The organism is Micromonospora sp. NBC_01392 (genome assembly GCF_045040125.1).
In the GTDB taxonomy this organism is placed as follows: Bacteria; Actinomycetota; Actinomycetes; order Mycobacteriales; family Micromonosporaceae; genus Micromonospora.
This window is the reverse complement of record NZ_CP109549.1, coordinates 5,349,933-5,374,953: the sequence shown is the minus strand read 5'-3', so window position 1 is coordinate 5,374,953 and position 25,021 is coordinate 5,349,933. Positions and strand designations below refer to the sequence as shown.

The following is a 25,021-nucleotide window of genomic DNA, read 5'->3' as shown; positions in this document are numbered from 1 at the left end:
AGGCTTGCCGTTTCATGCACGCTGCGCAGGACAGCTCGCTGATGGACCCACCGGCCGCGGCGGGTCCGGACGATCCGGCCGACGGCGGGTCGGACAACGCCTCCCTCGCGGCAGCCCGTAAGCGGTCGCTGGCGATCGAGCAGGAGTTGCGCGAGGACCCGTCCCGATTCCGGGTGCTGACCGGCGACCGGCCCACCGGCCGGCTGCACGTCGGTCACCTGTTCGGCTCGCTCGAGAACCGGGTGCGGTTGCAGGACGCGGGGGTGGAGACGTTCGTCATCATCGCCGACTACCAGGTCATCACCGACCGGGACGCGGTCGGCCCGGTGGGGGAGCGGGTCCTGTCGCTGGTCACCGACTACCTGGCGGTGGGGCTCGACCCGCGCCGCTGCACCATCTTCACCCACTCCGCCGTGCCGGCGCTCAACCAGTTGATGCTGCCGTTCCTCGCCCTGGTCACCGACGCCGAGCTGCGCCGCAACCCCACGGTGAAGGCGGAGCTCGCGGCGACGAACGGTCGGCCCATGTCCGGGCTGATGCTGACCTACCCGGTGCACCAGGCCGCCGACATCCTGTTCTGCAAGGCCAACCTGGTGCCGGTGGGCAAGGACCAGTTGCCGCACGTCGAGCAGACCCGGGTGGTGGCCCGCCGGTTCGACGAGATCTACGGCCGGGCCGACAAGCGGCACGCCGTGTTCCCCCGCCCGGACGCCCTGCTCTCCGAGGCGGTGAGCATCCTCGGCGTGGACGGGCAGAAGATGAGCAAGTCCCGGGGCAACGCGATCGAGCTGGCGATGAGCGCCGACGTCACGGCCAAGCTGATCCGCCGGGCCGTCACGGACAGCGAGCGGACGATCACCTGGGAGCCGCAACGTCGCCCCGAGGTGGCCAACCTGCTGTTGCTCGCCGCGCTCAGCAGCGGCCGGTCGCCGGAGGCCATCGCCGACGAACTGGCCGGCGCCGGCGCCGCGGGGCTGAAGGCCGTGGTCACCGAGGCGGTCAACGAACGGCTCGCCCCGATCCGCAGCTGGCGCGCGGAGCTGGCCGCCGACGAGGGCTACCTGCGGTCGATCCTGGCCGAGGGCAACCGTCGGGCGAACGAGGTCGGCGACGCCACGCTGGCCGAGGTCCGCGACGCCATGGGGATGGTCTACTGAGCCCTCGGGGAGGGGACCCGGTGCACACTTCGACCGGATCGATCGCGTTCGTCAGCATGGGCCACTACCCGTCCGGCTTCCGGGTAGGGGGCATCTCCAACGTCATGGCCGGCTGGGCGCAGGCGCTCAACGGACGCTACGACGTGCACGTCGTCGCCGTCTACGACACGGTGCCCGACGACCTCGACGAGGCGTTCGCCGCGCACGCGCACCGGTTGGCCGGGGTCCGCAAGCACGCGGTGGGCAGCCCGGCGGAGGCCGCCGAGGTGGTGGCCGGGATGGATCTCGTCTCGCTGCACCAGGAGGCGCACTGGCTGCCGTACCTCCCCCAGGCCGGCCTGATGATGCACAATCCGCCGTGCTTCACGCCCGGCCGGGTGTGGCCGCCCGCCGCCGACCCCGGGGCGCTGCGCGCCGCCATCGCCGGCGCGCCGTCGCGGCAGGCCTGCTCGCGGTGGCTGGCCGGGCTGATCGAGGCCGAGGTCGCCGCCGGGGTGGACGTCGTCACCCCGTTCGTGGCGGCGGAGTTCGTCGGGCAGCCCCGCGTCGAGAAGGGGCGGCACGTGGTGTGGGCGGGACGACTCGTCGCGAACAAGGGCCTGGCCGACGCGGCGACGGTCGCCGGTCGTCTCGGGGTGGAGCTGCGGGTCACCGACGTCACCCCCGGCGTGCTCGACCCGGAGACCGCCGGGTTCCGGGACCGGCTGCGCCGGCTGCCCGGCGTCCGACTGGTCCCGCCGCCGTCGTCCCCCGCCGAGGTGGCCGGCCTGTTCGCGGCGGCCTCGGCGGTGGTCCTGCCGTCGGTCGGCGAGCCGTTCGGCATGGTCTCCATCGAGGCGCAGGCCAGCGGCACGCGGACGGTCGTGTACGCCGACGCGGGCCTGCCGGAGACCGTCGGGCCGGCGGCCGTCGCGGTGCCCGTGGGTGACCTCGACGCGCTTACCGCAGCGGTGCGGGACGCGTTGGACGCGCCGGAGGTGCCGGCGGGCAGCCGGGCCTGGGTCGCCGAGCGGTTCAGCCTCGACCGCTCGCTCCGGGCGCTGCTGCGCAGCCTCGGTGGTGGTCCCGACCCGGTCGGCGCCGGCGCCCCGGTGCCCGCCCGGACGCCCGGGACGATCGGATGAGCGGCCCGGGCGGTACGCCGCTGCGACTCGGGCTGTACGCGCTGCCGTTCGGCTACGGGCCGGCGAGCAAGGCCGTCGCCGTCGCCCAGGCGGTCCACCGGCGGCTCGGCGACGGGGTGCGTTGGACGTTCGTGTCCAGCGGCCTCGGACTGGAGCTGCTCCGGCGCACCGGGCTGCCGGCCCGGGTCGTGGACACCGGCAGCGTCCACGAGGCCGAGCAGGTCGGCGGTGAGCTGCGGCCGACCCTGGACGCGATGATCGTGGTGATGCACCGGCCGTTGGCCGCCCGCCTGGCCCCGGAGCTGCCGGTGTTCTGCGTCGACAGCCTGGCCTACATGTGGCGGCCGGACTCGTTCGCCGGTTTCCCCGGCATCCGGTCGGTGCGCCGCTACTGGGTGCAGGATCTCTTCGACTCCGTCGAGGTGATGGCCCGCACCGGGGTGCCGAACGTCCGGGCCGTCCCGCCGATCACCGACGTCGGGCCGGAGCCGACCGACGCCGGGCCGGCGGACCGGGCCGGGGCGCCGTGGGTGGCCAGCCTCGGTGGCCTGCTCAACCCGTACCCGGGCAGCCAACACGTCTACCTCGCGCAGGTGCTGCGCCTGGTCGCCGACGCGTCGGCGGGCCCGCCGGTGGTGCTCACCAGCGCGGGCGCCATCGACCGGTTCGGTGACCTCTTCGCCGAGGTCGACGCCCGTTCGCTCAGCCACGACGCGGCGCTCGCGTTGTTCCGGCGGGCCGGCGCGGTCCTGGCACCCCCGGGGCTGACCACGATCCTGGAGCTGGCCCAGCTCGGCCGTCCGATGCTGCCGCTGCCGCCGGAGAACTACTCGCAGGTGCTCAACCTGCGCCGGTTGCTGCGCCACCACGGCACGGAGCTGGGCCCCGCCTGGCGGGTGCTGGACGACGCGTACCGCCCGATCGGGGCCGACCTCCCCGAGGGCGACGGGGTCCGGGCGGTGCACGACCTCAACGAGCGGGTGCTGCCCGATCCGGCCTTCGGCGCGGCGCTCGCCGAGGCGTGGCGGCACCCCGACCAGCGGGACCGGCCGCTCCCCGCGGCGCTGCGCGCCCCGGTCAGCGGCGCCGCGGTCATCGCGGCCGACCTGGCGGACTGCCTCCGGCGCTGACGCCGCCCGCCGGCACCGGCACGGCGGGCGGCGGCGCGGGGGCGTCGGCCCGGTAGCGGCGGCGCACCCGGGCCAGCGCGATCACCGCCAGGGCGGCCAGCGGCAGGAACACCAGCGGCCCGAGCGGGCTCACCAGCGGAGCGACCACGGTGCTGCCGAGCGCCACCGCGCCGGTGTTCGTCGCCATCGTGACCGCGGCCCCGGTCGCCTGGTCCGCGTCGCCGGCCTCGCCCATCACCAGCGAGGTCAGCGCGGCGTGCGCCAGCGGCAGCGACGCGCCGACCAGCGCCCCGCCGACGATCCAGGCCGGTACGCCCAGCGTGCTCGCGGTCGCCCAGGTGAGCAGGCCGACGGCGAGCAGGCCGAGCCCGAGCTGGGCCAGCCGGCGGTCCGGTATCCGCCGCCGGGCGGCCACGGCCGCCGCGCCGGCGGCGGTGAGCGCCACCACCGAGACGGTCACCGAGAAGACCACGGCGGGCAGGTCGGCGGCCCGGATGAGGCGTGCGACGTAGAGCCGGGACGTGTCGCTGGCCAGCGCGTATCCGGCGGCGGCGAGCACGGCGGTGGAGCCGAACAGCCGCCAGGAGGGCCGGGCCGTCGGCGCGTCGGCCGGCCGGGGCGGCGGCGGCCCGACGCCGGGCGTACGCGCCGCGGCCAGCATGATCACCGTGACGGCGAGGAACGTGACGGAGTTGGCCACCGCCGCGACCGGCACCGGATGGGCGACGGTGGCGATCAGGAGGGCCGCCACCGGCGGCCCGGCGGTGCGGCCGAGCTGGAACTGGATGCTGTCCAGCAGCAACTGGCGGGTCCGGCTCGCGCTGCCCGGCCAGGCGCCGACCAGGGCCAGCCAGGACGGGCCGCCGAAGCCGACCGCGAACGGCGTGACCGAGCAGACGACCGCCACCAGCAGCGCCCGGCGGGTGGACAGCCCGTCGCCGGTGTCCCAGGCGACGACGGCCACCGCCAGACAGCTCGCCGCCTCGACCGCGGACGACCACACCAGGGTACGGACGTGTCCGAGCCGGCGGGCCGCCCGCGCCCCCAGCAGCACACCGGGGATCGTGCCCAACAGCGCGGAGATCTGCCACACGGCGAGCACCGCCGCCGGCAGGCGGTTGTCGCCCAGCGCCCAGGCGATGTTCACCCACTGGGCCGACGCCGCGGTGTTGGACAGCAGGGCGAAGCACCAGAAAACGGGGAAGGGCACCACCGGGCGAGCCTACCGGCCGGCGGGCCGGACATCGGCTCCCGTCGCTGCCGGATAGGGGTCGTGCGGGGTTGGCAATCCGGCCACCGTGCCCGAAGCTGGCAGCGGCGCCACCGCCGGGTGCGCCCGGACGACGATGGGAACGCGGTGCACTTCGGACTCGGCTTCGACGAGGCGTACGTGCCGCACGCACGGGTCCTCATCGAGAGCATCCTGCGCGAGGGCGCGCTGGCGACGCCCACCTTCTGGCTGGTCACCGATCACGACCTCGGGGCGGACCTGCGCGACGCGGTCCGCCGGCAGGTCGGCGACCGCGGCGAGGTGCGCTTCCGGCCGGTGGACCGGGTCGCGCACCTGCCGCTGTCCACCCGGGACAGCGCGCGACACATCTCCCAGGGCATGTACCTGCGGCTGTTCCTGCCCTGGCTGGTGCCCGTCGAGCTGGACCGGCTGGTCTACCTCGACTGCGACATGCTCTGCACGGGGTCGCTGGCCGGGCTCGCCGACGTCGCGCTCGGCGAGGCGGTGGTCGGTGCGGTGCGCGACGCGTACACCCGGCGGCTGGCCGACGGGGGCGCGCTCCCGGGGCTGCGGGAGGAGGCCGCGCTGGACCCGCAGGCGCCCTACTTCAACTCCGGCATGTTGCTGATCGACCTCGCGCGGTGGCGCGACGCGGACGTCACCGGCCGCGCGCTCGACTACATCGAGCGGCACGCGGACGCCGCGCGCTACCCCGACCAGGACGCGCTGAACCACGTCCTGTTCGGACGCTGGCTGCGGCTGTCGCACCGGTGGAACCACATGATGGGCTGGCGGCTGGAGCCGGTCTACGGCGGTGACCCGGCGCAGGCGTCCCTGGTGCACTGCGTCGGGCCGAAGAAGTTCTGGACCGACGAGTTCCCCGACTTCAGCGAGTTCGGCCGGCGCTACTGGAAGTACCGCGCGGAGCTGGACGGCTGAGGCGACCCCGGCTCAGGCGAGGAACGGCAACCGCTCCACCAGGACCGGATCCGCCGCCGGCAGGCCGCGGACGAACCGGTCCACCTCCTCCACCGCCTGGTCGCCGAGCCGGCGCAGCTCGCTGCCCTGCGCGCCGGCGACATGCGGGGTGACGAGCACGTTCGGCAGGGCGCGCAGGGGATGGTCCAGCGGCAGCGGCTCGGGGTCGGTCACGTCCAGCACGGCGGAGAGCCGGCCCGTACGCAGGTGCCCGAGCAGCGCCTCCTGGTCCAGCAGCCCGGCCCGGGCGGTGTTGATCAGGGTGGCGCCGTCGGGCAGCAGCGACAGCCCGGCCGCGTCGATCATCCCGGCCGTCTCCGGGGTGAGCGGGGCGTGCAGGCTGACGATCGACGACTCCCGGAGCAGGTGCGCCAGCTCGACGGGGCGTACCCCGAGCCGCTCCGCGTCGTCCGGTTCCAGGAACGGGTCGTGGCAGAGCAGCCGGAAGCCCAGGTCCGACAGGCGGGCCGCCACCAGCCGACCGACCCGGGACGCGCCGACCAGGCCCACCGTCCGGTCCGCGTTGCCCGTCGCCGGGTAACCGGTGAGCAGGGCGCGGCGGTCCAGGCTGCGCCGGTAGCGGTCGGCGGCGGCGAGGACGTTCTTGCCGGCCAGCAGCACCATCGCCACCGTGTAGTCGGCGACCGGCACCGCGTTGGCCCGCGCCGAGGTGGTGACCCGGACGCCGCGCTCCCACACCGCCGGGTCCAGCAGTTCCTTGACCGAGCCGCCGGTGTGGACCACCGCCCGCAGGCGGGGCATGGCGGCCAGCTCCGCCACGCCGAGGCGTGGGCAGCCCCAGCCGGTCAGCAGCAGCTCGGTGCGGCGCAGCGCCGCCGGGGTGGCGTCGGACCAGCCGGTCCAGGGGGCCGGGGGGAGGCTGACCAGCCGGTCCAGCCGGGCCCGGCTGGTGGGGGTGAAGAGCTGGTCGGGCAGGTCCGCGCGCATCAGCAGGGCGGCCGGGAGCATCCGCGTCCTCCTCAGTAGGCGAAGCTGACGCTGCGGGGCCGGGGCCGGGCCTTGTAGCGCGGCTGCTGCCCCTTCTTCCACAGCAGGCTGGCCAGCTCCACCGGGTGCACCGGGTCGCCGGCCGCCGCCGCCCGGTGGGCCAGCCGCTCACAGATCTCGACCGCCGCGGCCCGCAGCTCGACCTCCGCCGGGCTGCCGTGCGCCAACGGCCGGCCGGCCCGCAGCGAGTCGGCCAGCTCCGCGTCGATCTCCAGCAGCCCGTCCTCGATCAGCACGTGCGGGATGAGGTTGTCCGCGAACGCGGTCAGCCGGCCGAGGTCGGTGAACCGTCGCGCGCCGCCGGGGTCGTGGCACAACGACAGGCCGTACGTCGCGAGCTGGGCCCGCTTGTGGAACGGCACGTCCAGGTCGCCGTGGCGGGAGACGTCCCGCCAGTGCGGCATCCCGGCCAGGATCGCCACCATCGCCGTCGGCGACCCGGCCGCCTCCTCCACCAGCGCCGGGTACTCCCCACCGAACCGGTCCCCGGTGTACGCGCCCAGCTCGTTCCAGGCGGTGGCGAACATGGTCATCAGGGTGAACGCCGGACCCCGCGTGGGTTGGCCGAACATCTCCGCGCAGGCCCGCCCGTCCAGCCCGGCCAGGTACGCGGGGGTCGGCACGCCGTCCCGGCGCACCCGGTCGAGCAGGAGCTGGCCGATGGTCCGGGCGCCGGACAGGCCGGGCAGCTTCACCAGGTGCGGGTGCAGGCCGGAGCCGAAGTTGACGGCGTCGCGGACGATCACGAAGCCGATCCGGGTCCGTTCGTCCGGCAGCCGGGCCAGCCCGGACTCCACCGGCGGCTGGCGGCGCAGCTCGTCGAGGTAGCCGGCGTCGACCGGGCGCGCCGACGGCCGGGCGTGGGTGGCCCGGGCCGCCACCGAGGCGGCGGCGACGCGCAGCGCGGCCGGGTGGTCGACGGTGTGGTCCGGCGACGCGGTCCGGTCGGTGGTCTGGTCGGTCATCCACTCTCCTCAGAGCTTCGCGGGACCCAGGGACTCCAGCGCGGCGAGGTGCGACTCCGCCACCCGGGCCCAGTCGTACGTGGCGCGCAGCCGCCCGCTCGCGGCGCGGGCCCGGTCGAGGCGGGCGTCGTCCAGCGAGTCCAGGCAGCGGGTCAGGTCCTCCCGGGTGCGGCCGTACGGGATGGCGGACCCGCCGAGCATCTCGGTGAGGAAGGGCCACGGCGACACCAGCGCCGGCAGCCCCCGCCCGATCGCGTCGGCCACGGTGCCGGTGGCCAGCATCTCGCCGTCGCGGAACGGCAGCACCAGCACGTCGATCGCGGCGAGCCGCCGGTTGTACTCGCGGCGGGGCACCAGGTCGTAGGGCACCACCCGGATCCGGGGGTCCGGTGACCGGGGCAGCTCCGGGGTGCCGGAGAGGACCAGCAGTTCGATGTCGTCGCGGGCGGACGCGGCCACCGCGTCGATGACCAGCGCGGTGTCCTTCTCCGGGCGGGGCGCCCCGATCACGCCCAGCCGCAGCGCGCCCGGGCGCAGGCCGTACTCCCGCTCGGTACGGGCCCGGTCGTCGGCGCGGATGTCGGTCATCAGGTCGCCGAAGTGCCCGTGCGGAACGACCCAGTGGCGGGCGTCGTCCGGGTAGGGCAGCACGTCGCGCGCCCGGTCCCGGCCGCGCGCGCTGTGGTGCACCACGCCGTCGGCGGCCGCCGCCCAGGCCTGGTAGACCGGCCGCCACCGCGGCTGCCGGTCGTGCGGCGTGAGGTTGTGCTGGGTGAGCAGGAGCCGTACCCCGCGGTCCCGGATCGCGTCGATCAGCGCGAGGTGCCCGGCCAGCTCCGCCGGGAGCAGCCGCTCCGGCCAGTGCAGGTGGAACACGTCGACGTCGGCCAGGATCTCCCGGTGCCGGTCGAGCTGCCCGCGGCCCAGCGCCACCTCGTGCACCCGGTCCCGCAGCGGACCGTAGAGCAGGGCGTCGTAGTGGTGGCCGTACGCCGAGCTGGCCACCCGCAGCTTGGGCGTCACCGACCAGGTGAACGACATCCGGCTGGCCGGCGCCACCTCCACCTGGTGCACGACCGGCAGCTCGCCGAAGTAGCTGCGGTAGGCCGACACGCCCGCCACCTCGACGGTGGTGACCACGTCCGCCGGGCCGACGCCGAACTCGACCCGCAGCGGCCGGGCCGCCGCCTCCGTCACCTGGAGCGCGACCGCCTCCGGCGGCCGGTCGAAGCGCAGCTCCTCGTGCACGTGCAGGGTCCGGCCGCGCACCTCGTACCGGGCGTGACGCGTCGCGGGCACCGGCGGGAGGTCGGCGGGTGTCTGCCGCCTTCCGGGCTCCTGCCAGCGGTGGTGGACCACCTCCAGGCCGCCCGGCCGGTGGACCACCCGGTCGGGCCGGCCGGCGGGCACGACCGTACGCCCGTCCTGCACCGCCACCGGCACGCCGGTGGCGAGGGCGCTGTCCACCGGCACCTCGAACAGGCCGGGCCACTGCGGGGCGGGCAGGTAGTCCGAGACGGTGGACCCGACAAGCGGCAGGACGAACGCGGTCTGCGCCGAGCGGTACGACCAGACGCCGGCGTGGCGGGCGCGGTCGAAGAAGAAGACCGCGTCGCGCGGCCGGCGGGGCGTCGGGCCCGGCATCGGGACGGAGTCCAGCGAGTTCGCCGCGTCCAGCAGCTTGCCGAGGCAGTCGAGGGTCATCTGGAGCCGCCGTGCCGGACCCCGGTACGCGTAGGTCGACCGGTGCCGGTGGGCCTGGATCAGCCCCTGGTCGAACCAGGGGCGGAGCGCGTCGAACGCGTCGCGGGCCCGGGCCGCCCACTCGTCGCGGCCGGTCGGGGACAGCTCGGGACGACGCGCCACGAGCCCGGCCAGTTCGACGGTGAGGCAGCGGGCCAGCGCCCCGGCGGAGCGGCCCCAGGCGACGGCGCTCCCGCTGTCGGTCACCACGAGATCCACCAGGGCGAGCGCGTCGCGGGCGCCCGCCGCCCAGGCCGGGCCGATCCGGGCGGCCAGCGGCTCGGCGACCGGATACAGGGCCGGGCCGTAGATGTCGAAGCGGCCGGAGCCGTCGGTGGAGTCGTCCAACTGCCGACCCGGGGTCTCCTCGATCAGGTCGCGGGTGCGGCGGACCAGGTCGTCCAGCGCCGCGGCGTCCACCGGCAGCCCGAGTTCCGCCCGGGCGTGCTCGCACCGGGCCAGCACCGCCGCGTAGTTGCGCGGCGTGCGGGCGTCCAGCCAGCTCTCGTGCGGCCCGGTGTCCACGGCGGCCCGCAGGTGCTCCCGCCGTTCCGGCGGCAGCCGGGGGAGCAGCGCGTTGTCCGCCCACGGGCCGAACCGGCGCAGCGTCTCCGCCACCCGGTAGGAGGCGAACGTGTGGGTCCGCTCGCCGTCGACCGCGCCGAGCACGGTCAGCAACGCGTCGTCGATCGGCGTGCCGGCGAGCCGGGTCACCCCGCCGGCGTGCAGCAGCCCGAGGACGTGGGCGAGGTCGGCGTGCACGTCCGCCTGCACCGGGAATCCGGCGAAGACGCGGGGCACCCGGAAGCGCGGCGTGTAGCGCGTCACGAACTCGGTGAGCGTACGGGTCGCGAACCAGCGGAGGGCCTGACCCAGTGAGGACGGCTCCGGGTCGACGTCGGCGTCGCCCGGCGGGCCGGCCAACCACGGTGAGGCGGCCGCGGCCGAGCCCCGGGCGATGTGCACGCGGAAAGATATCAATGCCCCGAAGGTGCTGGCAACGGCGGGACGAACGCCCGGTTCCGGCGGTGACCCGGGCAGTTGCGGCGAGCGACCCCGCGGTGACGCGACCCCGTGCGAGGCTGGACGCGACGGCGGTCAGGAGGTGCGCATGGGCGCCACGCCCCGGCTCGACTTCGCGTTGGACACCTACGAGTGCATCGTGCTCTACCCGGGACCCTCGGGCCGGGCGCTGCCGGAGGAGACCGTGCAGCGGTTGCAGTCCGAGCATCTCCGGCACATGCAGGCGTTGCAGCGGCGCGGCATCGTGCTGATCGACGGCTCGGTGGACGGGCCGGCCCGGGAACCCGACCCGCCGATCGGCTTCGGGCTGGCCCGGACCGGCTCGGTGGACGACGTACGCAGCGTCATGGAGGCCGACCCGGCGGTGCAGGCCGGGCTCTACCGGGTGGAGGTGCTGACCTTCCTCTGCCCGGCCGGCTCGCTGGAGTTCCCGCTGATCAAGGCGGAGAGCTGAGGGACTGTCGCGCGGGCGACGGCGGGCCGCCCCGGGTCGGTGCTACGGTCCGGCCCACGCAGCGACCCCGGCACGTCCGGCGCCCGCCGGCCCGGGGTCGGCCGAGGAGTCCGCCATGACCTCCGCCCCGGATGTCCCGCGCGCCACCGACCTGCTCCGCGCGGCGCTCGGCGACCGCCTGCTCACCCCGGCCGACGCCGGCTTCCCGGCCGCCGTGCGGCTCTGGAACGGCGCGCCGGGCGCGGTCCCCGCGCTGGTGGCCCGCACCCACGACGCCGCCGAGGTCGCCCTGGCGGTCCGCGTCGCCCGGCGCTGCCACCTGCCGCTGTCGGTCCGGGCCGGCGGCCACGACTGGGCCGGCCGGGCGCTGCGCCAGGGCGGACTGGTCGTCGATCTCACCGCGCTGCGCCGGGTGGACGTCGACCCCGGCGCCGGCGTGGTCACCGTGGGCGGCGGGGCGACGGCCGGTGACGTGCTGGCCGCCCTGCGGCCGTACGACCGGGTCGTCCCCACCGGCGTGGTGCGCGCGGTCGGGATGGCCGGGCTGACCATGGCCGGCGGCTACGGCCCGCTCTGCGGCCGGTACGGGCTGGCGCTGGACAACCTGCTCGGCGCCGAGGTGGTGCTCGCCGACGGCCGGCTGGTGACCGCCGACCCGGCGCACGAACCCGAGCTGTACTGGGCGTTGCGTGGCGGCGGCGGGAACTTCGGCGTGGCCACCGCGCTGCGCTACCGCACGCACCCGCTGGCCACCGTGCTCGCCGGCATGCTGCTGTTCCCGCTCGACCAGGCGACGGCGGTGCTGCGCGGCTACGCCGACGTGGTGCGGGACGCGCCGGACGAGGTGACCGTGATGGCCGGTTTCCTGCCCGGCCCGGCCGGCGAACCGGTGGTCTTCCTCGCCCCGTTCGTCGGCGGCGACGACCCGGCGGCGGGCCGGGCCGCGGTGGACCGGCTGCGCGCGCTCGGCACGCCGCTGGTCGACCAGGTCGGCCCGCTGGCGTACGAGGACGCGCTGCGCCTGTTCGACGGCGGGATGGCCGACGGCAACCACTACCTGCTGCGGACCCGGTGGCTGGCCGGGGTGGACGAGCCGGTGGTGGCCGCGCTGACCGCGGCGGCCGGCGCGGTCAGCTCGCCGTTCTCGGCGATCGCGCTGCACCACTTCCACGGCGCGGCGGCCCGGGTGCCGGTCGGCGGGACCGCGTTCGGGCTGCGTGCCGACCACCTGCTGGTCGAGATCATCGCGGTCTGGACGCCGGGCGGGGACCCGGCGCCGCACCGGGCGTGGGCCGAGCGCACCGCGGCGGCGCTGGCGCCGCACGCGCTGCCCGGCGGCTACCCGAACCTGCTCGCACCGGAGGAGACCGACCGGGTCCGGCTCGCCTACGGGCCGAACTGGGACCGGCTGCGCCGGGCCAGGCGCCGGTACGACCCGCACGAGGTGTTCTCCGCCGTGCCCACGCTGCCGCCGGCCGACCGGCCCGGACCCCGCGTCGGGCGGTGACGACGGGCGGTACGATTTCCGCCGCGCGGTCGCCGATGCCCGCCACACGACGTTCCGGTGCGGTAGGCCTACCGCCCGCCCGCGCGTTTGTTCGCGCATCGTTGGACAACTGTTCCGCAAGTCCGCAAGGGGTCGGCTGGTGAGCCGACCCGGAGGAGAGACTAGCCTGATGGGCGTGACACGCCGCGCGAAGATTGTCTGCACTCTCGGCCCCGCCACCTCGTCCCCGGAGCGCATCCGGGGGCTCGTCGAGGCCGGCATGAACGTGGCGAGGCTCAACTTCAGTCACGGCAGTCACGCCGACCACGAGTCGGTCTGCCGGATGGTCCGGGAGGCGGCCGAGGCCGCCGGGCAGCCGGTCGCCGTGCTCGCCGACCTCCAGGGCCCCAAGATCCGGCTCGGGCGCTTCGCCGACGGTCCGCACGAGTGGCGCACCGGCGACTCCGTGGTGATCACCAGTGACGAGATCGTCGGCACCAAGGAGCGGGTCTCCTGCACCTACCGCAAGCTGCCGCAGGAGGTGAAGTCGGGCGACCGGCTGCTGATCGACGACGGCCGGGTCGCGGTCGAGGTCAGCGACGTCACCGGCAACGACATCCGCTGCCTGGTCACCGAGGGCGGCCCGGTCTCCAACAACAAGGGCGTCTCGCTGCCGAACGTGGCGGTCAGCGTCCCGGCCATGTCCGACAAGGACGCCGAGGACCTGCGCTTCGCCCTCGGCCTCGGCGTCGACCTGGTGGCGCTCTCCTTCGTCCGCTCGCCGGACGACATCAAGCTCGTCCACTCGATCATGGACGAGGAGGGCGTCCGTCGCCCGGTGCTCGCCAAGGTCGAGAAGCCGGAGGCGGTCGACCACCTGGAGGCGATCGTGCTCGCCTTCGACGGCGTCATGGTCGCCCGCGGCGACCTCGGCGTGGAACTGCCGCTGGATCAGGTCCCGCTGGTGCAGAAGCGCGCCGTGCAGCTCTGCCGGGAGAACGCCAAGCCGGTCATCGTGGCCACCCAGATGCTCGACTCGATGATCGAGAACTCCCGCCCGACCCGCGCCGAGGCCTCCGACGTGGCCAACGCCGTGCTCGACGGCGCGGACGCGGTGATGCTCTCCGGCGAGACCAGCGTCGGCAAGTACCCGGTGCTCACCGTCAGCACCATGGCGAAGATCGTCACCACCACCGAGGCCGGCTCCATCGCCGTGCCCCGGCTCCAGCACGACCCGCGTACGCACGGCGGCGCGCTCACCGTCGCCGCGTCGTCGATCGCCCGCGCCATCGGCGCCAAGGCCATGGTGGCGTTCTCGCAGACCGGCGACACCGTCAAGCGGCTCAGCCGGCTGCACTGCGACCTGCCGCTGCTGGCGTTCACGCCGGTGCCGGAGGTGCGCAACCAGCTCGCGCTCTGCTGGGGCGTGGAGACGTTCCTGATGCCGTTCGTGCAGCACACCGACGACATGTTCCGCCAGGTCGACCAGGCGCTGCTCGGCCTGAACCGGGCCAACCCGGGCGACTACGTGGTGATCGTGGCCGGCAGCCCGCCCGGCACCCCCGGCTCCACCAACACGCTGCGCGTGCACCAGCTCGGCTCGCTCGTCGACGCCGCGGCGGCCCGGGCTCTTCAATGAGTGACGCTCCGGTGGCGACCGGGCAGGCCGCCGTCGACCAGCTCCTGGAGGTGCTGGACCTCGCGCAGACCGGCGAGATGGCCTTCCGCGGGATGAGCCCGCAGGTGGGCCCGCAGCGGGTCTACGGAGGCCAGGTCGCCGGTCAGGCGCTGGTGGCGGCCGGCCGCACGGTCGGCCCGGAGCGGGCCGTGCACTCCCTGCACGGTTACTTCGTGCGGCCCGGCGACCCGGCCGAGCCGATCGACTACCAGGTGGAGAACGTCCGCGACGGCCGGTCCTTCTCGGTACGCCGCTCGGTGGCGCTCCAGCACGACAAGCCGATCTTCTTCATGTCGGCGTCGTTCCAACGGCAGGAGGAGGGGCTGGACCACCACGCCCCGCTCCCACCCGACGTGCCCGGCCCGGACGACGTGCCCACCATGACCGACCGGCTGTCCCGCTACCCGGAGCGGCTCGGCATCTGGGGGCAGATCCCGCGCCCGATCGACGTCCGGTACGTCGGCGAGCCCGGCTGGGTACGCCCCGGCGACCGCCCGGCCGAGCCGCACCAGCGGGTCTGGATGCGCATCGACGGGAAGCTGCCGGACGATCCGCTGCTGCACGCCTGCGCGCTGACGTACGCCTCGGACCTGACGCTGCTCGACTCGGTGCTGTCGGTGCACGGCGAGGTGTGGGGGCCGGGCGGGGTGGTGGGCGCGAGCCTCGACCACGCGCTCTGGTTCCACCGGTCGTTCCGCGCCGACGAGTGGTTCCTCTACGACTGCTGGAGCCCGTCCGCGTCGGGTGCCCGGGGCCTGGCCACCGGCCGGATGTTCACCACCGACGGCCGGCACATCGCCAGCGCCGTGCAGGAGGGGCTGCTGCGCCGGGTGGGTGGCTGACCCGGCGGCCGTGACCGTTCGGCCGAGGGTCGGGAGACCGGGCGGCTGAACAGGCGACTAACCTTGCCGGCATGCGTCTCTCCGCCCGGGTCGACTATGCCCTCCGTGCGGCTGCCGAGCTGGCCTCGGTCGCCGAGGGCACGGCCGCCGGGCGGAGCCGGCCGGTGACCGCCGAGCAGATCGCCCGCTCGCAGGACATCCCGCCGAAGTTCCTGGAGAGCATCCTGCTCCAGCTCCGCCGGGGCGGCATCGTGCACGCCCAGCGGGGCCCCGAGGGGGGCTACTGGCTGGCCCGTCCGGCCGGGGAGATCTCCCTGGCCGAGGTGATCCGGGTGATCGACGGGCCGCTGGCGCACGTCCGCGGCCACCGCCCGGAGCAACTCGGCTACCAGGGCGCGGCCCGCGCGTTGCAGGACGTGTGGATCGCGCTTCGGGCCAGCGAGCGGGAGATCCTGGAGCTGGTCACGATCGCCGACGTGGCCACCGGCACGTTGCCCGCCCGGGTCAACGAGCTGGCCGCCGACCCGCGCGCCTGGAGCTGACGGCCGTCCGGCGTGTCCCACCAACCGGATGGGGGACTTGACCCGGGGTGCCTCCGTGCCGCATTGTCGACCAAGTTGATAGGAGATACCGAAAAGTCAGGGGGCGCTCGTGCGCAAGCTGCTGGTACTCGCCCTCGTCGGGCTCCTCGCGCAACTGGTCGACGGCGCGCTCGGCATGGCGTACGGGCTGACGTCCTCGACGCTGCTGCTCTTCGCCGGTGTCGCGCCGGCCGCGGCCTCCGCGTCGGTGCACCTGGCCGAGATCGGCACCACGCTCGCCGCCGGCGTCTCGCACTGGCGCTTCGGCAACGTCGACTGGAAGGTGGTCGGCCGGATCGCGTTGCCCGGCGCGATCGGCGCGTTCGCCGGCGCCACGTTCCTCAGCTCCATCTCCACCGAGTCGGCCGCCCCGTGGATGGCCGCCATCCTGTTCACCCTCGGCGCGTACCTGCTCATCCGCTTCTCCCGGCCGCTGCGCGCCAACCGGGCCGCCGGCCGGCTGCGTAGCCGCTTCCTGGCCCCGCTCGGGCTGGTCGCCGGCTTCGTCGACGCCACCGGCGGTGGCGGTTGGGGGCCGGTCGCCACCCCGGCGCTGCTGGTCTCCGGCCGGATGGAGCCTCGCAAGGTCATCGGCTCGGTGGACACCTCCGAGTTCGTGGTGGCGGGCGCGGCCAGCGTCGGCTTCCTGATCGGCCTCGGCTCGGAGGGCTTCCTGCTGCCCACCGTCGCCGCGCTGCTGATCGGCGGCCTGATCGCCGCGCCGATCGCGGCCTGGCTGGTCCGCATCGTGCCCGCCCAGGTGCTCGGCGCCGTGATCGGCGGCGTGATCGTGCTGACCAACGCCCGCACCCTGCTGCGCGCCGGCGAGCTGGGCGGCCCGGTGCCGGCCCTGGTCTACGCCGTGCTCGGCGCCGGCTGGCTGGTCGCCATGACGCTGGCGGTACGCGCGCTGCGTCGCGCCCGCCGGGCCCGGGCCACGGCCGAGGCGGCGCTCGCCGCGGCGCCGACCCCGTCGGCCGCGGTGGCCGACGCCCCGGCTCCGTCGGTCGAGGCGGGGGAGCCCCGGCCGCTCGCCGCCGCCGTCGAGGGCTGAGCCTCCCGCGTCGGGGGTTGAGCCTCCCGCGTCGGGGGTTGAGCCTCCCGCGTCGGGGGTTGAGCCGCCGGCGTCGCTGACGCGCGGCGTCCCGGGCGGCCCGCGCCGCGTTTGTCGGCGTGTCGCCGGCCCGGGGCGGATGCGCTCGCGCGCGATATACCTCTCCGTCATAATTATGCCTCAGTGGTATATCGCCGTCCCGCGCGTTGTGGTGCCGGGACGTCACTCTCCGTGGTCGAAATGGCGGGCGAGGTTTCGCCGGGGCGTGGCGTGCTTGTGGGGGTGCGCGGTGGTGGCTACGCTGGCGGAGCGCGGAGCCTAATCATCAACGTCGATGCGTCGACGTTCCCGTCGCGTCAGCGCACGTGCACACTCCCGCCGGTCCGGGCAGGCCGGCGTCGCCGCGTGCCCGACCTTCGCGAAAGGCAACCCCCGTGCACCACACCACCTCACGCCGGCTCGCCCTGCTCGCCGCGGTCTCGGCGGCCACGCTGGCGGCCGGCGTGCTCACCACCGTCACCGCCTCGGCGGCGGCCGCCGCCTGCCGGGTCGACTACCGGATCACCAACCAGTGGGGCGGCGGCTTCGGCGCCGACGTCACCGTGACCAACCTCGGCGACCCGGTCGACGGCTGGACGCTCGGCTGGAGCTTCGCCGCCGGTCAGCAGGTCGCCCAGGCGTGGAACGCCACGGTCAGCCAGTCCGGCGTCCAGGTCACCGCCCGCGACGCCGGCTACAACGCCGCCATCGGCACCGGTGGCACCGCGAACTTCGGATTCAACGCCTCCTGGAACAACGCCAGCAACCCGGCCCCCACCACGTTCACGCTGAACGGCACCACGTGCACCGGCGCGTCCCCGACCGCGACGCCGACGACGTCCGGCCCGACCACTCCGCCGCCCACGACGCCGCCGCCCACCACCCCGCCTCCCACCACCCCGCCGCCCACCACGCCGCCGGCCGGCGCGAAGCAGATGGAGAAGCTCGACCGGGGGCTGGTCAGCGTCCGCTCCGGCAGCGGGAACCTGGTCTCCTGGCGGCTGCTCGGCACCGAGACCTCGGGCGTGTCGTTCAACCTCTACCGCGGCGCCACCAAGGTCAACGCGAGCCCGATCACCGGCGCCACCAGCTACCTGGACGGCGGCGCGGCGGCCGGGTCCGCGTACACCGTGCGGGCCGTGGTGAACGGCGCCGAGCAGGCGGCGTCCGCCCCGGCGCTCCAGTTCGCCAACGGCTACCTGGACGTGCCGATCCAGGCCCCGCCCGGCGGCACCACGCCGAGCGGCGAGGCGTACAGCTACTCGGCCAACGACGCCAGCGTGGGCGACCTCGACGGCGACGGCCGCTACGAGTTCGTGCTCAAGTGGGACCCGTCCAACGCCAAGGACAACTCCCAGTCCGGCTACACCGGCAACGTCTACGTCGACGCGTACACCCTGACCGGCGCCCGGCTGTGGCGGATCGACCTGGGCCGCAACATCCGCGCCGGCGCCCACTACACCCAGTTCCAGGTGTACGACTACGACGGCGACGGGGACGCCGAGGTGGCCATGAAGACCGCCGACGGCTCGCGCTCCGGCACCGGCCAGGTGATCGGCTCGTCCTCGGCCGACCACCGCAACTCCAGCGGCTACGTGCTCGCCGGCCCGGAGTACCTGACCATGTTCGACGGGCGCACCGGCGCGGCGCTGTCCACCGTCGACTACGACCCGCCGCGCGGCACGGTCTCGTCCTGGGGCGACTCGTACGGCAACCGGGTCGACCGGTTCCTCGCCGGCACCGCCTACCTGGACGGGCAGCGCCCCTCGCTGATCATGGCGCGCGGCTACTACACCCGCGCGGTGATCGCCGCCTGGGACTTCCGCGACGGCACGCTGCGCAAGCGGTGGACGTTCGACTCCAACGCCTCCGGCAACGGCGCCGCCGCCGGTCAGGGCAACCACCAGCTCTCGGTGGCCGACGTGGACAACGACGGCCGTCAGGAGATCGTGTACGGGGCCGCCACCATCGACGACAACGGCCGGCTGCTCTACTCGACCGGCAACGGGCACGGCGACGCGTTGCACGTCGGCGACCTCGACCCGTCCCGCGCCGGCCTGGAGGTCTTCAAGGTCGACGAGGACGGCAGCAAGCCCAGCTCGTGGATGTCCGACGCGCGTACCGGACAGCTCCTCTGGCAGACCGCGCCGAACGGCGACAACGGTCGCGGCGTCTCCGACGACATCTGGGCCGGCAGCCCCGGCGCGGAGTCCTGGTCCTCGGCGGTCGACGGCCTGCTCAACACGCGCGGGCAGAACGTCGGCCGCAAGCCGTCCTCGGCCAACTTCCTGATCTGGTGGGACGGCGACCCGGTCCGCGAGCTGCTCGACGGCACCAAGATCGACAAGTACGGCACCGGTGGCGAGACGCGACTGCTCACCGGCAGCAACGTCGCGTCCAACAACGGCACCAAGTCCACCCCGGCGCTCTCCGCCGACCTTCTCGGCGACTGGCGCGAGGAAGTGGTCTGGCGCACCGCCGACAGCTCGGCGCTGCGCGTCTACAGCACGCCGGTCACCACCGGCCTGCGCCTGCCGACGCTGATGCACGACCCGCAGTACCGGGTCGCCGTCGCCTGGCAGAACACCGCCTACAACCAGCCGCCGCACCCGGGCTTCCACCTCGGGGACGGCATGAGCACGCCGGCCGCGCCGAACATCTACCTGCGCTGAAACGGCAGGCACCGGGTCGCCGGCCGCGGAATCCGCTCAGCCGGCGACCCGGTGCACCACACCGCAGCATTCCCGACCCGTCCCGACCGGGAATGCCGTACCACCACCGGGGACAAAGCTATGCGTCCCACGCGACGCTGCGGTGACGTGGCTATGAAGAGCGTGTTTCAGCCTTCGCGGCGCAGGCCACCGGCCACCTTCTCGGCGATCAGCTCGAACGAGCGGACCCGGTCGTCCACGTCGTAGACCATCGCGGTCAGCATCAGCTCGTCCGCGCCGGTGCGCTCCAGCAGCGTCCCGAGCTGCCGGGCCACCGTCTCCGGCGAACCGGTCGCCTGACCGTCGCGACGCTGCGCCACGAACTCCCGCTCCAGCGCGGAGTACGGATAGGCCGCCGCCTCCTCCGGCGTGACCAGCGGCTCCGGCCGCCCCGACCGCAGCTTCAGGAACGACAGCCCGGCCGGCCCGGCCAGCCACTCCGCCCGTTCGTCGGTCTCCGCGCAGACCGCGTTGACCGCCACCATCGCGTACGGCCGGTCCAGCCACTGCGACGGCCGGAAGTGCTGCCGGTAGAGCTGCAACGCCGGGACGGTGTTCTGCGCGCTGAAGTGGTGCGCGAACGAGAACGGCAACCCGAGCAGGCCGGCGAGCTGGGCGCTGAAGCCGCTCGACCCGAGCAGCCACACCTGCGGCGACTGCCCGCGCCCCGGCGTCGCGGTGATCGGACCCGGCTCGGCCCCGGAAAAGTAGTTCATCAGGTCGGCCAGCTCGCGCGGGAAGTGCTCGGCGGACAGGCCCTCCATGGTGCGGCGCAACGCCAGCGCGGTCCCCTGGTCGGTGCCGGGCGCCCGCCCGATGCCCAGGTCGATCCGACCCGGGTGCAGCGCGTCGAGCGTGCCGAACTGCTCGGCCACCACCAGCGGCGCGTGGTTGGGCAGCATCACCCCGCCCGAGCCCAACCGGATCGTGCTGGTGTGCGCGGCCAGGTGCGCGAGCAGCACCGCCGGCGCCGAACTGGCGATCGCCGGCATGTTGTGGTGCTCGGCCACCCAGAACCGGCGGTAGCCCAGCTCCTCGGTGCGGCGGGCCAGCTCGGTGGTGTGCCGCAGCGCCTCACCGGCGTTGCCGGTCGCCGCCACCGGGGCAAGGTCAAGAACAGACATCGGTACGTCGATCACGAACTGGTGCAACCCGCCCGGTGCCGGAATTGTTCCGTCGGGTGGGTCAGCCCATACCCCGCGCCTGCTCGAAGATCAGACTGGTCTGGGTGTGCTGCACCGCCGGATCGACCGCCAGATGGTCGAGCACGAAGTCCCGCAACGCGTCCCCGGACGCCGCCCGCACGTGCAGCACGTAGTCCTCCGCGCCGGCCACGTGGAACACCGACACCACCCCGGGCAGCCGCACCGACCGGGCCCGGAACGCGTCCACCGCGGCCCGCTCGTGCGCGGTCAACCGCACCGACACCAACGCCTGCAACGGAAGGCCCACCGCCGCCGGGTCCACCTCGGCGTGGAACCCGCGGATCGCCCCGCACTCCCGCAGCGCCCGGGTACGCGTCAGACACGTCGACGGCGCCACCCCCACCCGCTCGGCGAGCGCGTTGTTCGGCAGCCGGCCGTCCGCGGTCAGCTCGGTGAGGATCGCGCGGTCGACGTCGTCGAGGGCGGAGAACGGCCGTACATCATTCGGTGCGAGAGGCATGCCGACATCCTCCACCGAACAAGCTCCGGACGAAAGCGAGATCATCAGAATCTTCTTCGGTTCCCTTGCCCTGACCCGTCGTCATGTTCGACGCTTCCCGGCATGACCGCCGTGGACACCGCAGCCGTGCACGCCGGGCGTGACGACCTCGCCGGGCTCGGCGTCCACGTCCCGCCCATCGACCTCTCCACCACCAACCCGCTGCCCTCGGTCGCCGGCGGCGGCGACGACTACGAGACGCTCGCCACCGGCAACCCGCTCCCGGCCGGCGGCAGCGCCGTCTACCAGCGGCTCTGGAACCCCACCGTGGCCCGCTTCGAGACCGCGCTCGCCCACCTCGAAGGCACCGCCGAAGCGGTCGCCTTCGCCAGCGGCATGGCCGCGCTCACCGCCACCCTGCTCGCCGCCACCCGCGACGGCAAGCGCCACGTCGTCGCCGTCCGCCCGCTCTACGGCGGCACCGACCACGTCCTCGCCACCGGCCTGCTCGGCACCGAGGTCACCTGGGCCCGCGCCGACGACGTCGCCGCCGCGATCCGCCCCGACACCGCGCTCGTCGTGGTGGAGACCCCGGCCAACCCGACGCTCGACCTCGTCGACATCGCCGCGCTCGCCACCGCCGCCGGCGACGTCCCGCTGCTCGTCGACAACACCGTCGCCACACCCGTACTCCAGCAGCCCGCCCGGCACGGCGCCGCGCTCGTCCTGCACAGCGCCACCAAGAGCATCGGCGGCCACGGCGACGTCCTCGCCGGCGTCGTCGCCTGCGCGCCCGACTGGGCCGCCCGGCTGCGCCAGGTGCGCGCCGTCACCGGCGCCGTCCTGCACCCGCTCGGCGCGTACCTGCTGCACCGCGGCCTCCAGACCCTCCCGCTGCGGGTCCGCGCCCAGCAGGCCGGCGCCGAGAAGCTCGCCGCCTGGCTCGCCGGCCACCCCGCCGTCGAACGGGTCCACCACCCGTCCCGGCACGACCCGGCCGGGCTGGTCGGCCGCCAGATGTCCGGCGGCGGCAGCCTCCTCGCCTTCGAGGTACGCGGCGGCGCGCCCGCCGCGGCCACGGTCGCCGGCGCCTGCGAACTGATCACCCACGCCGTCTCGCTCGGCGGCGTCGACACGCTCATCCAGCACCCGGCGTCACTGACGCACCGGCCGGTCGAGGGCGACGCCAAGCCGAGCGGCGCGCTGCTGCGCGTCTCGGTCGGGCTGGAGGACCCGGAGGACCTGCGGGCCGATCTGGCGCGGGCGCTGGCGTCCATCTGACGCGCGCCGCTCGCGCGCCCGTGCGGGCGTCCGGTCAGGACTTCGGGCCGACGTGCCGGTCCAGCGCGGCGACCGCCTCCCGGCGCGCGACGGACAGGGACCACGGCAGGTTCATCCGCCAGGCGATGCCGAGCAGGTCGAGGGCCCACTGGCACAGCGCCATGATGTCTGCGGAGCGGTTGGAGAACATGTAGCGGGGATAGACGTACTCCTTCCCGCGAACGACGACCCGGTTGGCGAAACGGCAGCCGTCGGAGTGGAAGAGCCCGCGCAGGAAATCACCCGGGTGCGCCTCGACGAGGGTGCGTTGCCAGTCGGCGAGGACGATCGGGCGCTCGTGCTTCTTGCCGGGCCCGTGCTGGGGGAACAGGCACGGCCAATGAAGTGCGGTGCTCTGCACGGCGACACAACCTCGCTTCTGGATGCGCTGCACCTTGTTGGCCAGGACGGCGCGCATCGCGGCGTCGCACAGGTCGATCAGGTTCGGCCAGGCATCCGCGCAATAGATGCGGAGCACCGGCGTTCGGTCGGTGGTGACCAGATGGCCGTCTCCCAGGTAGAGCCCGAGCAGATAGGCGTAGGCAGCCTGATCGAGCGGACCTTCCTGGTCGGGGCGACAACGGAAGCACCGGACCGCGCTGCCGAAGATCGCCGGTTCAGGCCGGTCGACGCACCAGTGCCAGACTGTGGTGTACGGCAGGGAGAGGCTGCGGGCCACGGAACGGATGTTGCGACCCCGGGCGCGAAGGGCGCGGGCTCGTGCCCGCATCTCGGGAGGATGCACAGCAGCATCCTCGAACAGGTGTATGACAAAAGTGCCGGGAGCGGGATTCGAACCCGCAAGCCCTTTCGGGCAGAAGTGTTTGAGACTTCCGTGTATGCCGTTCCACCATCCCGGCGGGGTGGGGTAACTGTACCCGACTAGGCTCATGCGGGAGCATGGGTGGTGACCGTGCCGAGATCGATGGTGGGAGTGGCTCGTGGGCGAGATGCAGACGGATGCGGAGCGCAAGCGCGTTCTGATCGCCGAGGACGAGGCGCTGATCCGGCTGGACCTGGCCGAGATGCTGGTCGAGGAGGGCTACGAGGTGGTCGGCGAGGCCGGCGACGGGGAGACCGCCGTCAAGCTCGCCGAGGAGCTCAAGCCCGATCTGGTCATCCTCGACATCAAGATGCCGATCATGGATGGGCTGGCCGCCGCCGAGCGGATCGCCGGCGCGCGCCTCGCCCCCGTGATCATCCTGACCGCGTTCAGCCAGCGTGACCTGGTCGAGCGGGCCCGGGCGGCCGGCGCGATGGCGTACCTGGTCAAGCCGTTCCAGAAGAGCGACCTGGTGCCGGCCGTGGAGATCGCGCTGTCCCGCTACTCGGAGATCTCCGCCCTGGAGGCGGAGGTGGCCGGCCTCACCGACCGGCTGGAGATCCGCAAGACCGTCGAGCGGGCCAAGGGCGCGCTGATGACGACGTACGGCATGACCGAGCCGCAGGCGTTCAAGTGGATCCAGCGCACCGCGATGGACCACCGGATGACCATGAAGGAGGTCGCCGAGCGGATCCTCGCGGAGACCGCCGGCGGCGAGGTGGCGCAGCAACCCGCCTCCTGACCCAAGGGGCGGGGGAGCGACCGATCGATAGGATCGGATGCATGCCTTCTCCGCGCCTCAGGTCGGTCTTCGCCGTGGTCGCCGGCGTGGCGGTGCTGCTGACCGCCTGCCGGTCGACGCCGGAGCGGCCCGCTGATCCGGCCCCGGTGCGCCCGGCCTGGCGGGCGGTCGAGTTGCCCGTGCCGGTGGGCGTCGCGGGTCGGCCGCTGCTGCGCGACGCGGCGCACTGCGGGAGCCGCTGGTACGCGGTCGGCGGGCTGGTCGACGGCGCGGGGGAGACCCGGCCGGCGGCCTGGTCCAGCGCGGACGGGCTGAGCTGGTCGGCGTTGCCGGTGCGCGCGCAGACGTTCTACGGCCGGCAGCACGTGCTCTACGCGGTGGCCTGCCGCGACGACGGAATGGCGGCGCTCGGCGCGAAGACGGGCGGCGTGCACGGCAATCCGCGTACCGGAACGTGGGTGTGGCGTCCGGGCGGGCCGGTGCGGGAGGTGCCGGCGGCGTTCGAGTTGTTCGGCGGGCCGCGCGCGGTGAGCGCGGCGCGGCTGGCGGCCGGGCCGGCGGGCTGGTTGATCGCCGGGGCACGCGCCGACGGGGCGGCGGTGTGGTCGTCGCCGGATGCCGGCGGGTTCGTGCTGCGCGCCGGGGTGCCGGAGCTGGCCGGCGACGCCCGGGGCCGGACGACGGCGTACGACGCGGTGGCGGTGGGTTCCGGCTGGCTGGTGGTGGGGTCGTTGCTGCCGACCGGCGGCGCCGCCCTGATGCCGTTGGCCTGGTCGTCGGTGGATGGCCGGTCGTGGCGGCGGTCGGCGCTGCCGGTGTCGGCGGGCGGCGGGGCGGCGGAGCGGGTGGTGGTGCGCGACGGCGCGCCGACCGTGGTGGGTCCGGTCCGGGACGGCTTCGCGGTGTGGCGCGCGCCGGCGGGGTCGTCGGACGGTTGGCAGCGGGTGGGCGGGTTCGGCGCGGCCGGTCCCGGGGTGCTGTCGGTGGCGGGTCTGGTGGGCGTCGACGGCCGGCTGCTCGCGGCGACCGGGGACGGCGCGGATCGGCGGCTGTGGATTTCGGGTGACGGTGGCGCGTCGTGGCGGCCGGTGATCGTCCCGGCGTCGGTGCCGGACCGCGGGGACGCCGCGCTGGCGGTGGCCGCCGGTGATGCCGGATTGCTTGTGGTCGCCGACGACGGGAAAAGCTCCCGTGCCTGGTGGGCGGCGTTGCCGGCCGTCGATGAGTAGCGGGTGATGGCGGGTTGACCCGTTACCGATGAAACCTCGGTGAACGCCGTGCGCCGCCT

Annotated in this window: 21 protein-coding genes and 1 tRNA gene; 14 read left to right on the top strand and 8 right to left on the bottom strand. The window is 74.6% G+C overall.

The window, feature by feature from the left end; all coding sequences use genetic code 11:
• The first annotated feature begins 41 nt into the window (after positions 1-41).
• From trpS to OG767_RS22985, 3 genes are read left to right on the top strand one after another with little or no spacing between them, the layout of a single operon-like run.
• Positions 42-1,157, top strand: a complete 1,116-nt coding sequence (gene trpS, locus OG767_RS22995) for a tryptophan--tRNA ligase (protein WP_405094281.1) — start codon at positions 42-44, stop codon at positions 1,155-1,157.
• Between the two features lie 20 nt (positions 1,158-1,177).
• Complete coding sequence (locus tag OG767_RS22990; RefSeq protein WP_405090460.1) at positions 1,178-2,281, top strand: glycosyltransferase family 4 protein; 1,104 nt, start codon at positions 1,178-1,180, stop codon at positions 2,279-2,281.
• On the top strand, positions 2,278-3,411 hold the full coding sequence (locus tag OG767_RS22985) for a hypothetical protein (protein WP_405090459.1): 1,134 nt from the start codon (positions 2,278-2,280) through the stop codon (positions 3,409-3,411). The genes OG767_RS22990 and OG767_RS22985 overlap by 4 nt, the downstream gene beginning before the upstream one ends.
• Here OG767_RS22985 and OG767_RS22980 read toward each other — a convergent pair.
• On the bottom strand, positions 3,374-4,624 hold the full coding sequence (locus tag OG767_RS22980) for an MFS transporter (RefSeq protein ID WP_405090458.1): 1,251 nt from the start codon (positions 4,622-4,624) through the stop codon (positions 3,374-3,376). The two genes, OG767_RS22985 and OG767_RS22980, sit on opposite strands and share 38 nt — an antisense overlap.
• A 144-nt stretch (positions 4,625-4,768) precedes the next feature.
• On the opposite strand from OG767_RS22980, the gene OG767_RS22975 reads away from it, so the two are divergent.
• Entirely contained in the window at positions 4,769-5,581 is an 813-nt protein-coding gene (locus tag OG767_RS22975) for a glycosyltransferase family 8 protein (RefSeq protein WP_405090457.1), read from the top strand.
• 12 nt (positions 5,582-5,593) lie between these two features.
• On the opposite strand, the gene OG767_RS22970 is transcribed toward OG767_RS22975, so the two are convergent.
• The 3 genes from OG767_RS22970 to OG767_RS22960 are packed head-to-tail and all read right to left on the bottom strand — an operon-like array spanning position 5,594 to position 10,302.
• Positions 5,594-6,589 (bottom strand): hydroxyacid dehydrogenase, encoded by a 996-nt coding sequence (locus OG767_RS22970; protein WP_405090456.1) that lies wholly within the window; start codon positions 6,587-6,589, stop codon positions 5,594-5,596.
• 11 nt (positions 6,590-6,600) lie between these two features.
• Positions 6,601-7,593 (bottom strand): queuosine salvage family protein, encoded by a 993-nt coding sequence (locus OG767_RS22965; protein ID WP_405090455.1) that lies wholly within the window; start codon positions 7,591-7,593, stop codon positions 6,601-6,603.
• A 9-nt stretch (positions 7,594-7,602) separates the two neighbouring features.
• The gene (locus tag OG767_RS22960) at positions 7,603-10,302 is read right to left on the bottom strand and encodes a hypothetical protein (protein WP_405090454.1); all 2,700 of its coding nucleotides are present in this window, start codon (positions 10,300-10,302) and stop codon (positions 7,603-7,605) included.
• A 145-nt stretch (positions 10,303-10,447) separates the two neighbouring features.
• Here OG767_RS22960 and OG767_RS22955 point away from each other — a divergent pair, with 145 nt between their 5' ends.
• The 7 genes from OG767_RS22955 (at position 10,448) to OG767_RS22925 (ending at position 19,165) form a co-directional block, all read left to right on the top strand.
• Positions 10,448-10,813 (top strand): YciI family protein, encoded by a 366-nt coding sequence (locus OG767_RS22955; RefSeq protein ID WP_405090453.1) that lies wholly within the window; start codon positions 10,448-10,450, stop codon positions 10,811-10,813.
• Between the two features lie 115 nt (positions 10,814-10,928).
• On the top strand, positions 10,929-12,320 hold the full coding sequence (locus tag OG767_RS22950) for an FAD-binding oxidoreductase (RefSeq protein WP_405090452.1): 1,392 nt from the start codon (positions 10,929-10,931) through the stop codon (positions 12,318-12,320).
• A gap of 169 nt (positions 12,321-12,489) precedes the next feature.
• Complete coding sequence (gene pyk / locus OG767_RS22945) at positions 12,490-13,938, top strand: pyruvate kinase (RefSeq protein ID WP_405090451.1); 1,449 nt, start codon at positions 12,490-12,492, stop codon at positions 13,936-13,938.
• Positions 13,935-14,819, top strand: coding sequence for an acyl-CoA thioesterase II (locus tag OG767_RS22940; protein WP_281936448.1), 885 nt, complete (start codon positions 13,935-13,937; stop codon positions 14,817-14,819). The genes pyk and OG767_RS22940 overlap by 4 nt, the downstream gene beginning before the upstream one ends.
• A gap of 71 nt (positions 14,820-14,890) precedes the next feature.
• The gene (locus tag OG767_RS22935) at positions 14,891-15,361 is read left to right on the top strand and encodes an Rrf2 family transcriptional regulator (RefSeq protein ID WP_107157525.1); all 471 of its coding nucleotides are present in this window, start codon (positions 14,891-14,893) and stop codon (positions 15,359-15,361) included.
• A 109-nt stretch (positions 15,362-15,470) separates the two neighbouring features.
• On the top strand, positions 15,471-16,454 hold the full coding sequence (locus OG767_RS22930) for a sulfite exporter TauE/SafE family protein (protein ID WP_405090450.1): 984 nt from the start codon (positions 15,471-15,473) through the stop codon (positions 16,452-16,454).
• A 434-nt stretch (positions 16,455-16,888) separates the two neighbouring features.
• Entirely contained in the window at positions 16,889-19,165 is a 2,277-nt protein-coding gene (locus tag OG767_RS22925; protein ID WP_405090449.1) for a cellulose binding domain-containing protein, read from the top strand.
• Positions 19,166-19,332: 167 nt separating this feature from the next.
• Here OG767_RS22925 and OG767_RS22920 read toward each other — a convergent pair whose 3' ends face one another.
• Both OG767_RS22920 and OG767_RS22915 read right to left on the bottom strand, forming a co-directional pair.
• Positions 19,333-20,328, bottom strand: a complete 996-nt coding sequence (locus OG767_RS22920; RefSeq protein WP_405090448.1) for an LLM class flavin-dependent oxidoreductase — start codon at positions 20,326-20,328, stop codon at positions 19,333-19,335.
• 61 nt (positions 20,329-20,389) lie between these two features.
• Positions 20,390-20,869, bottom strand: coding sequence for an Lrp/AsnC family transcriptional regulator (locus tag OG767_RS22915; RefSeq protein WP_281936438.1), 480 nt, complete (start codon positions 20,867-20,869; stop codon positions 20,390-20,392).
• 102 nt (positions 20,870-20,971) lie between these two features.
• Here OG767_RS22915 and OG767_RS22910 point away from each other — a divergent pair, with 102 nt between their 5' ends.
• Positions 20,972-22,129: a trans-sulfuration enzyme family protein gene (locus tag OG767_RS22910; protein WP_405090447.1), complete on the top strand. Its 1,158-nt coding sequence runs from the start codon at positions 20,972-20,974 to the stop codon at positions 22,127-22,129.
• Between the two features lie 34 nt (positions 22,130-22,163).
• On the opposite strand, the gene OG767_RS22905 is transcribed toward OG767_RS22910, so the two are convergent.
• Both OG767_RS22905 and OG767_RS22900 read right to left on the bottom strand, forming a co-directional pair.
• A complete protein-coding gene (locus OG767_RS22905) occupies positions 22,164-22,847 on the bottom strand; it encodes a transcriptional regulator (RefSeq protein WP_405090446.1) in 684 nt (227 codons plus the stop codon).
• A 98-nt stretch (positions 22,848-22,945) separates the two neighbouring features.
• Positions 22,946-23,028: transfer RNA gene (locus tag OG767_RS22900), tRNA-Leu, on the bottom strand.
• An 81-nt stretch (positions 23,029-23,109) separates the two neighbouring features.
• Between OG767_RS22900 and OG767_RS22895 the strand changes: the two genes are divergently transcribed.
• Positions 23,110-23,733 carry an ANTAR domain-containing response regulator gene (locus OG767_RS22895; protein WP_405090445.1) on the top strand — a complete coding sequence of 208 codons (624 nt, stop codon included), beginning with the start codon at positions 23,110-23,112 and terminating at the stop codon, positions 23,731-23,733.
• Between the two features lie 41 nt (positions 23,734-23,774).
• Positions 23,775-24,962 carry a hypothetical protein gene (locus OG767_RS22890; RefSeq protein ID WP_405090444.1) on the top strand — a complete coding sequence of 396 codons (1,188 nt, stop codon included), beginning with the start codon at positions 23,775-23,777 and terminating at the stop codon, positions 24,960-24,962.
• Positions 24,963-25,021 lie beyond the last annotated feature (59 nt).

Excerpts from the sequence above, each read along its gene's own strand:
- pyk (WP_405090451.1), top strand. The coding sequence starts at position 12,490 with ATGGGCGTGACACGCCGCGCGAAGATTGTCTGCACTCTCGGCCCCGCC.
- OG767_RS22890 (WP_405090444.1), top strand. The coding sequence starts at position 23,775 with ATGCCTTCTCCGCGCCTCAGGTCGGTCTTCGCCGTGGTCGCCGGCGTG.
- OG767_RS22910 (WP_405090447.1), top strand. The coding sequence starts at position 20,972 with ATGACCGCCGTGGACACCGCAGCCGTGCACGCCGGGCGTGACGACCTC.
- OG767_RS22950 (WP_405090452.1), top strand. The coding sequence starts at position 10,929 with ATGACCTCCGCCCCGGATGTCCCGCGCGCCACCGACCTGCTCCGCGCG.
- trpS (WP_405094281.1), top strand. The coding sequence starts at position 42 with ATGGACCCACCGGCCGCGGCGGGTCCGGACGATCCGGCCGACGGCGGG.
- OG767_RS22970 (WP_405090456.1), bottom strand. The coding sequence starts at position 6,589 with ATGCTCCCGGCCGCCCTGCTGATGCGCGCGGACCTGCCCGACCAGCTC.
- OG767_RS22985 (WP_405090459.1), top strand. The coding sequence starts at position 2,278 with ATGAGCGGCCCGGGCGGTACGCCGCTGCGACTCGGGCTGTACGCGCTG.
- OG767_RS22920 (WP_405090448.1), bottom strand. The coding sequence starts at position 20,328 with ATGTCTGTTCTTGACCTTGCCCCGGTGGCGGCGACCGGCAACGCCGGT.
- OG767_RS22915 (WP_281936438.1), bottom strand. The coding sequence starts at position 20,869 with ATGCCTCTCGCACCGAATGATGTACGGCCGTTCTCCGCCCTCGACGAC.
- OG767_RS22965 (WP_405090455.1), bottom strand. The coding sequence starts at position 7,593 with ATGACCGACCAGACCACCGACCGGACCGCGTCGCCGGACCACACCGTC.
- OG767_RS22940 (WP_281936448.1), top strand. The coding sequence starts at position 13,935 with ATGAGTGACGCTCCGGTGGCGACCGGGCAGGCCGCCGTCGACCAGCTC.
- OG767_RS22955 (WP_405090453.1), top strand. The coding sequence starts at position 10,448 with ATGGGCGCCACGCCCCGGCTCGACTTCGCGTTGGACACCTACGAGTGC.
- OG767_RS22935 (WP_107157525.1), top strand. The coding sequence starts at position 14,891 with ATGCGTCTCTCCGCCCGGGTCGACTATGCCCTCCGTGCGGCTGCCGAG.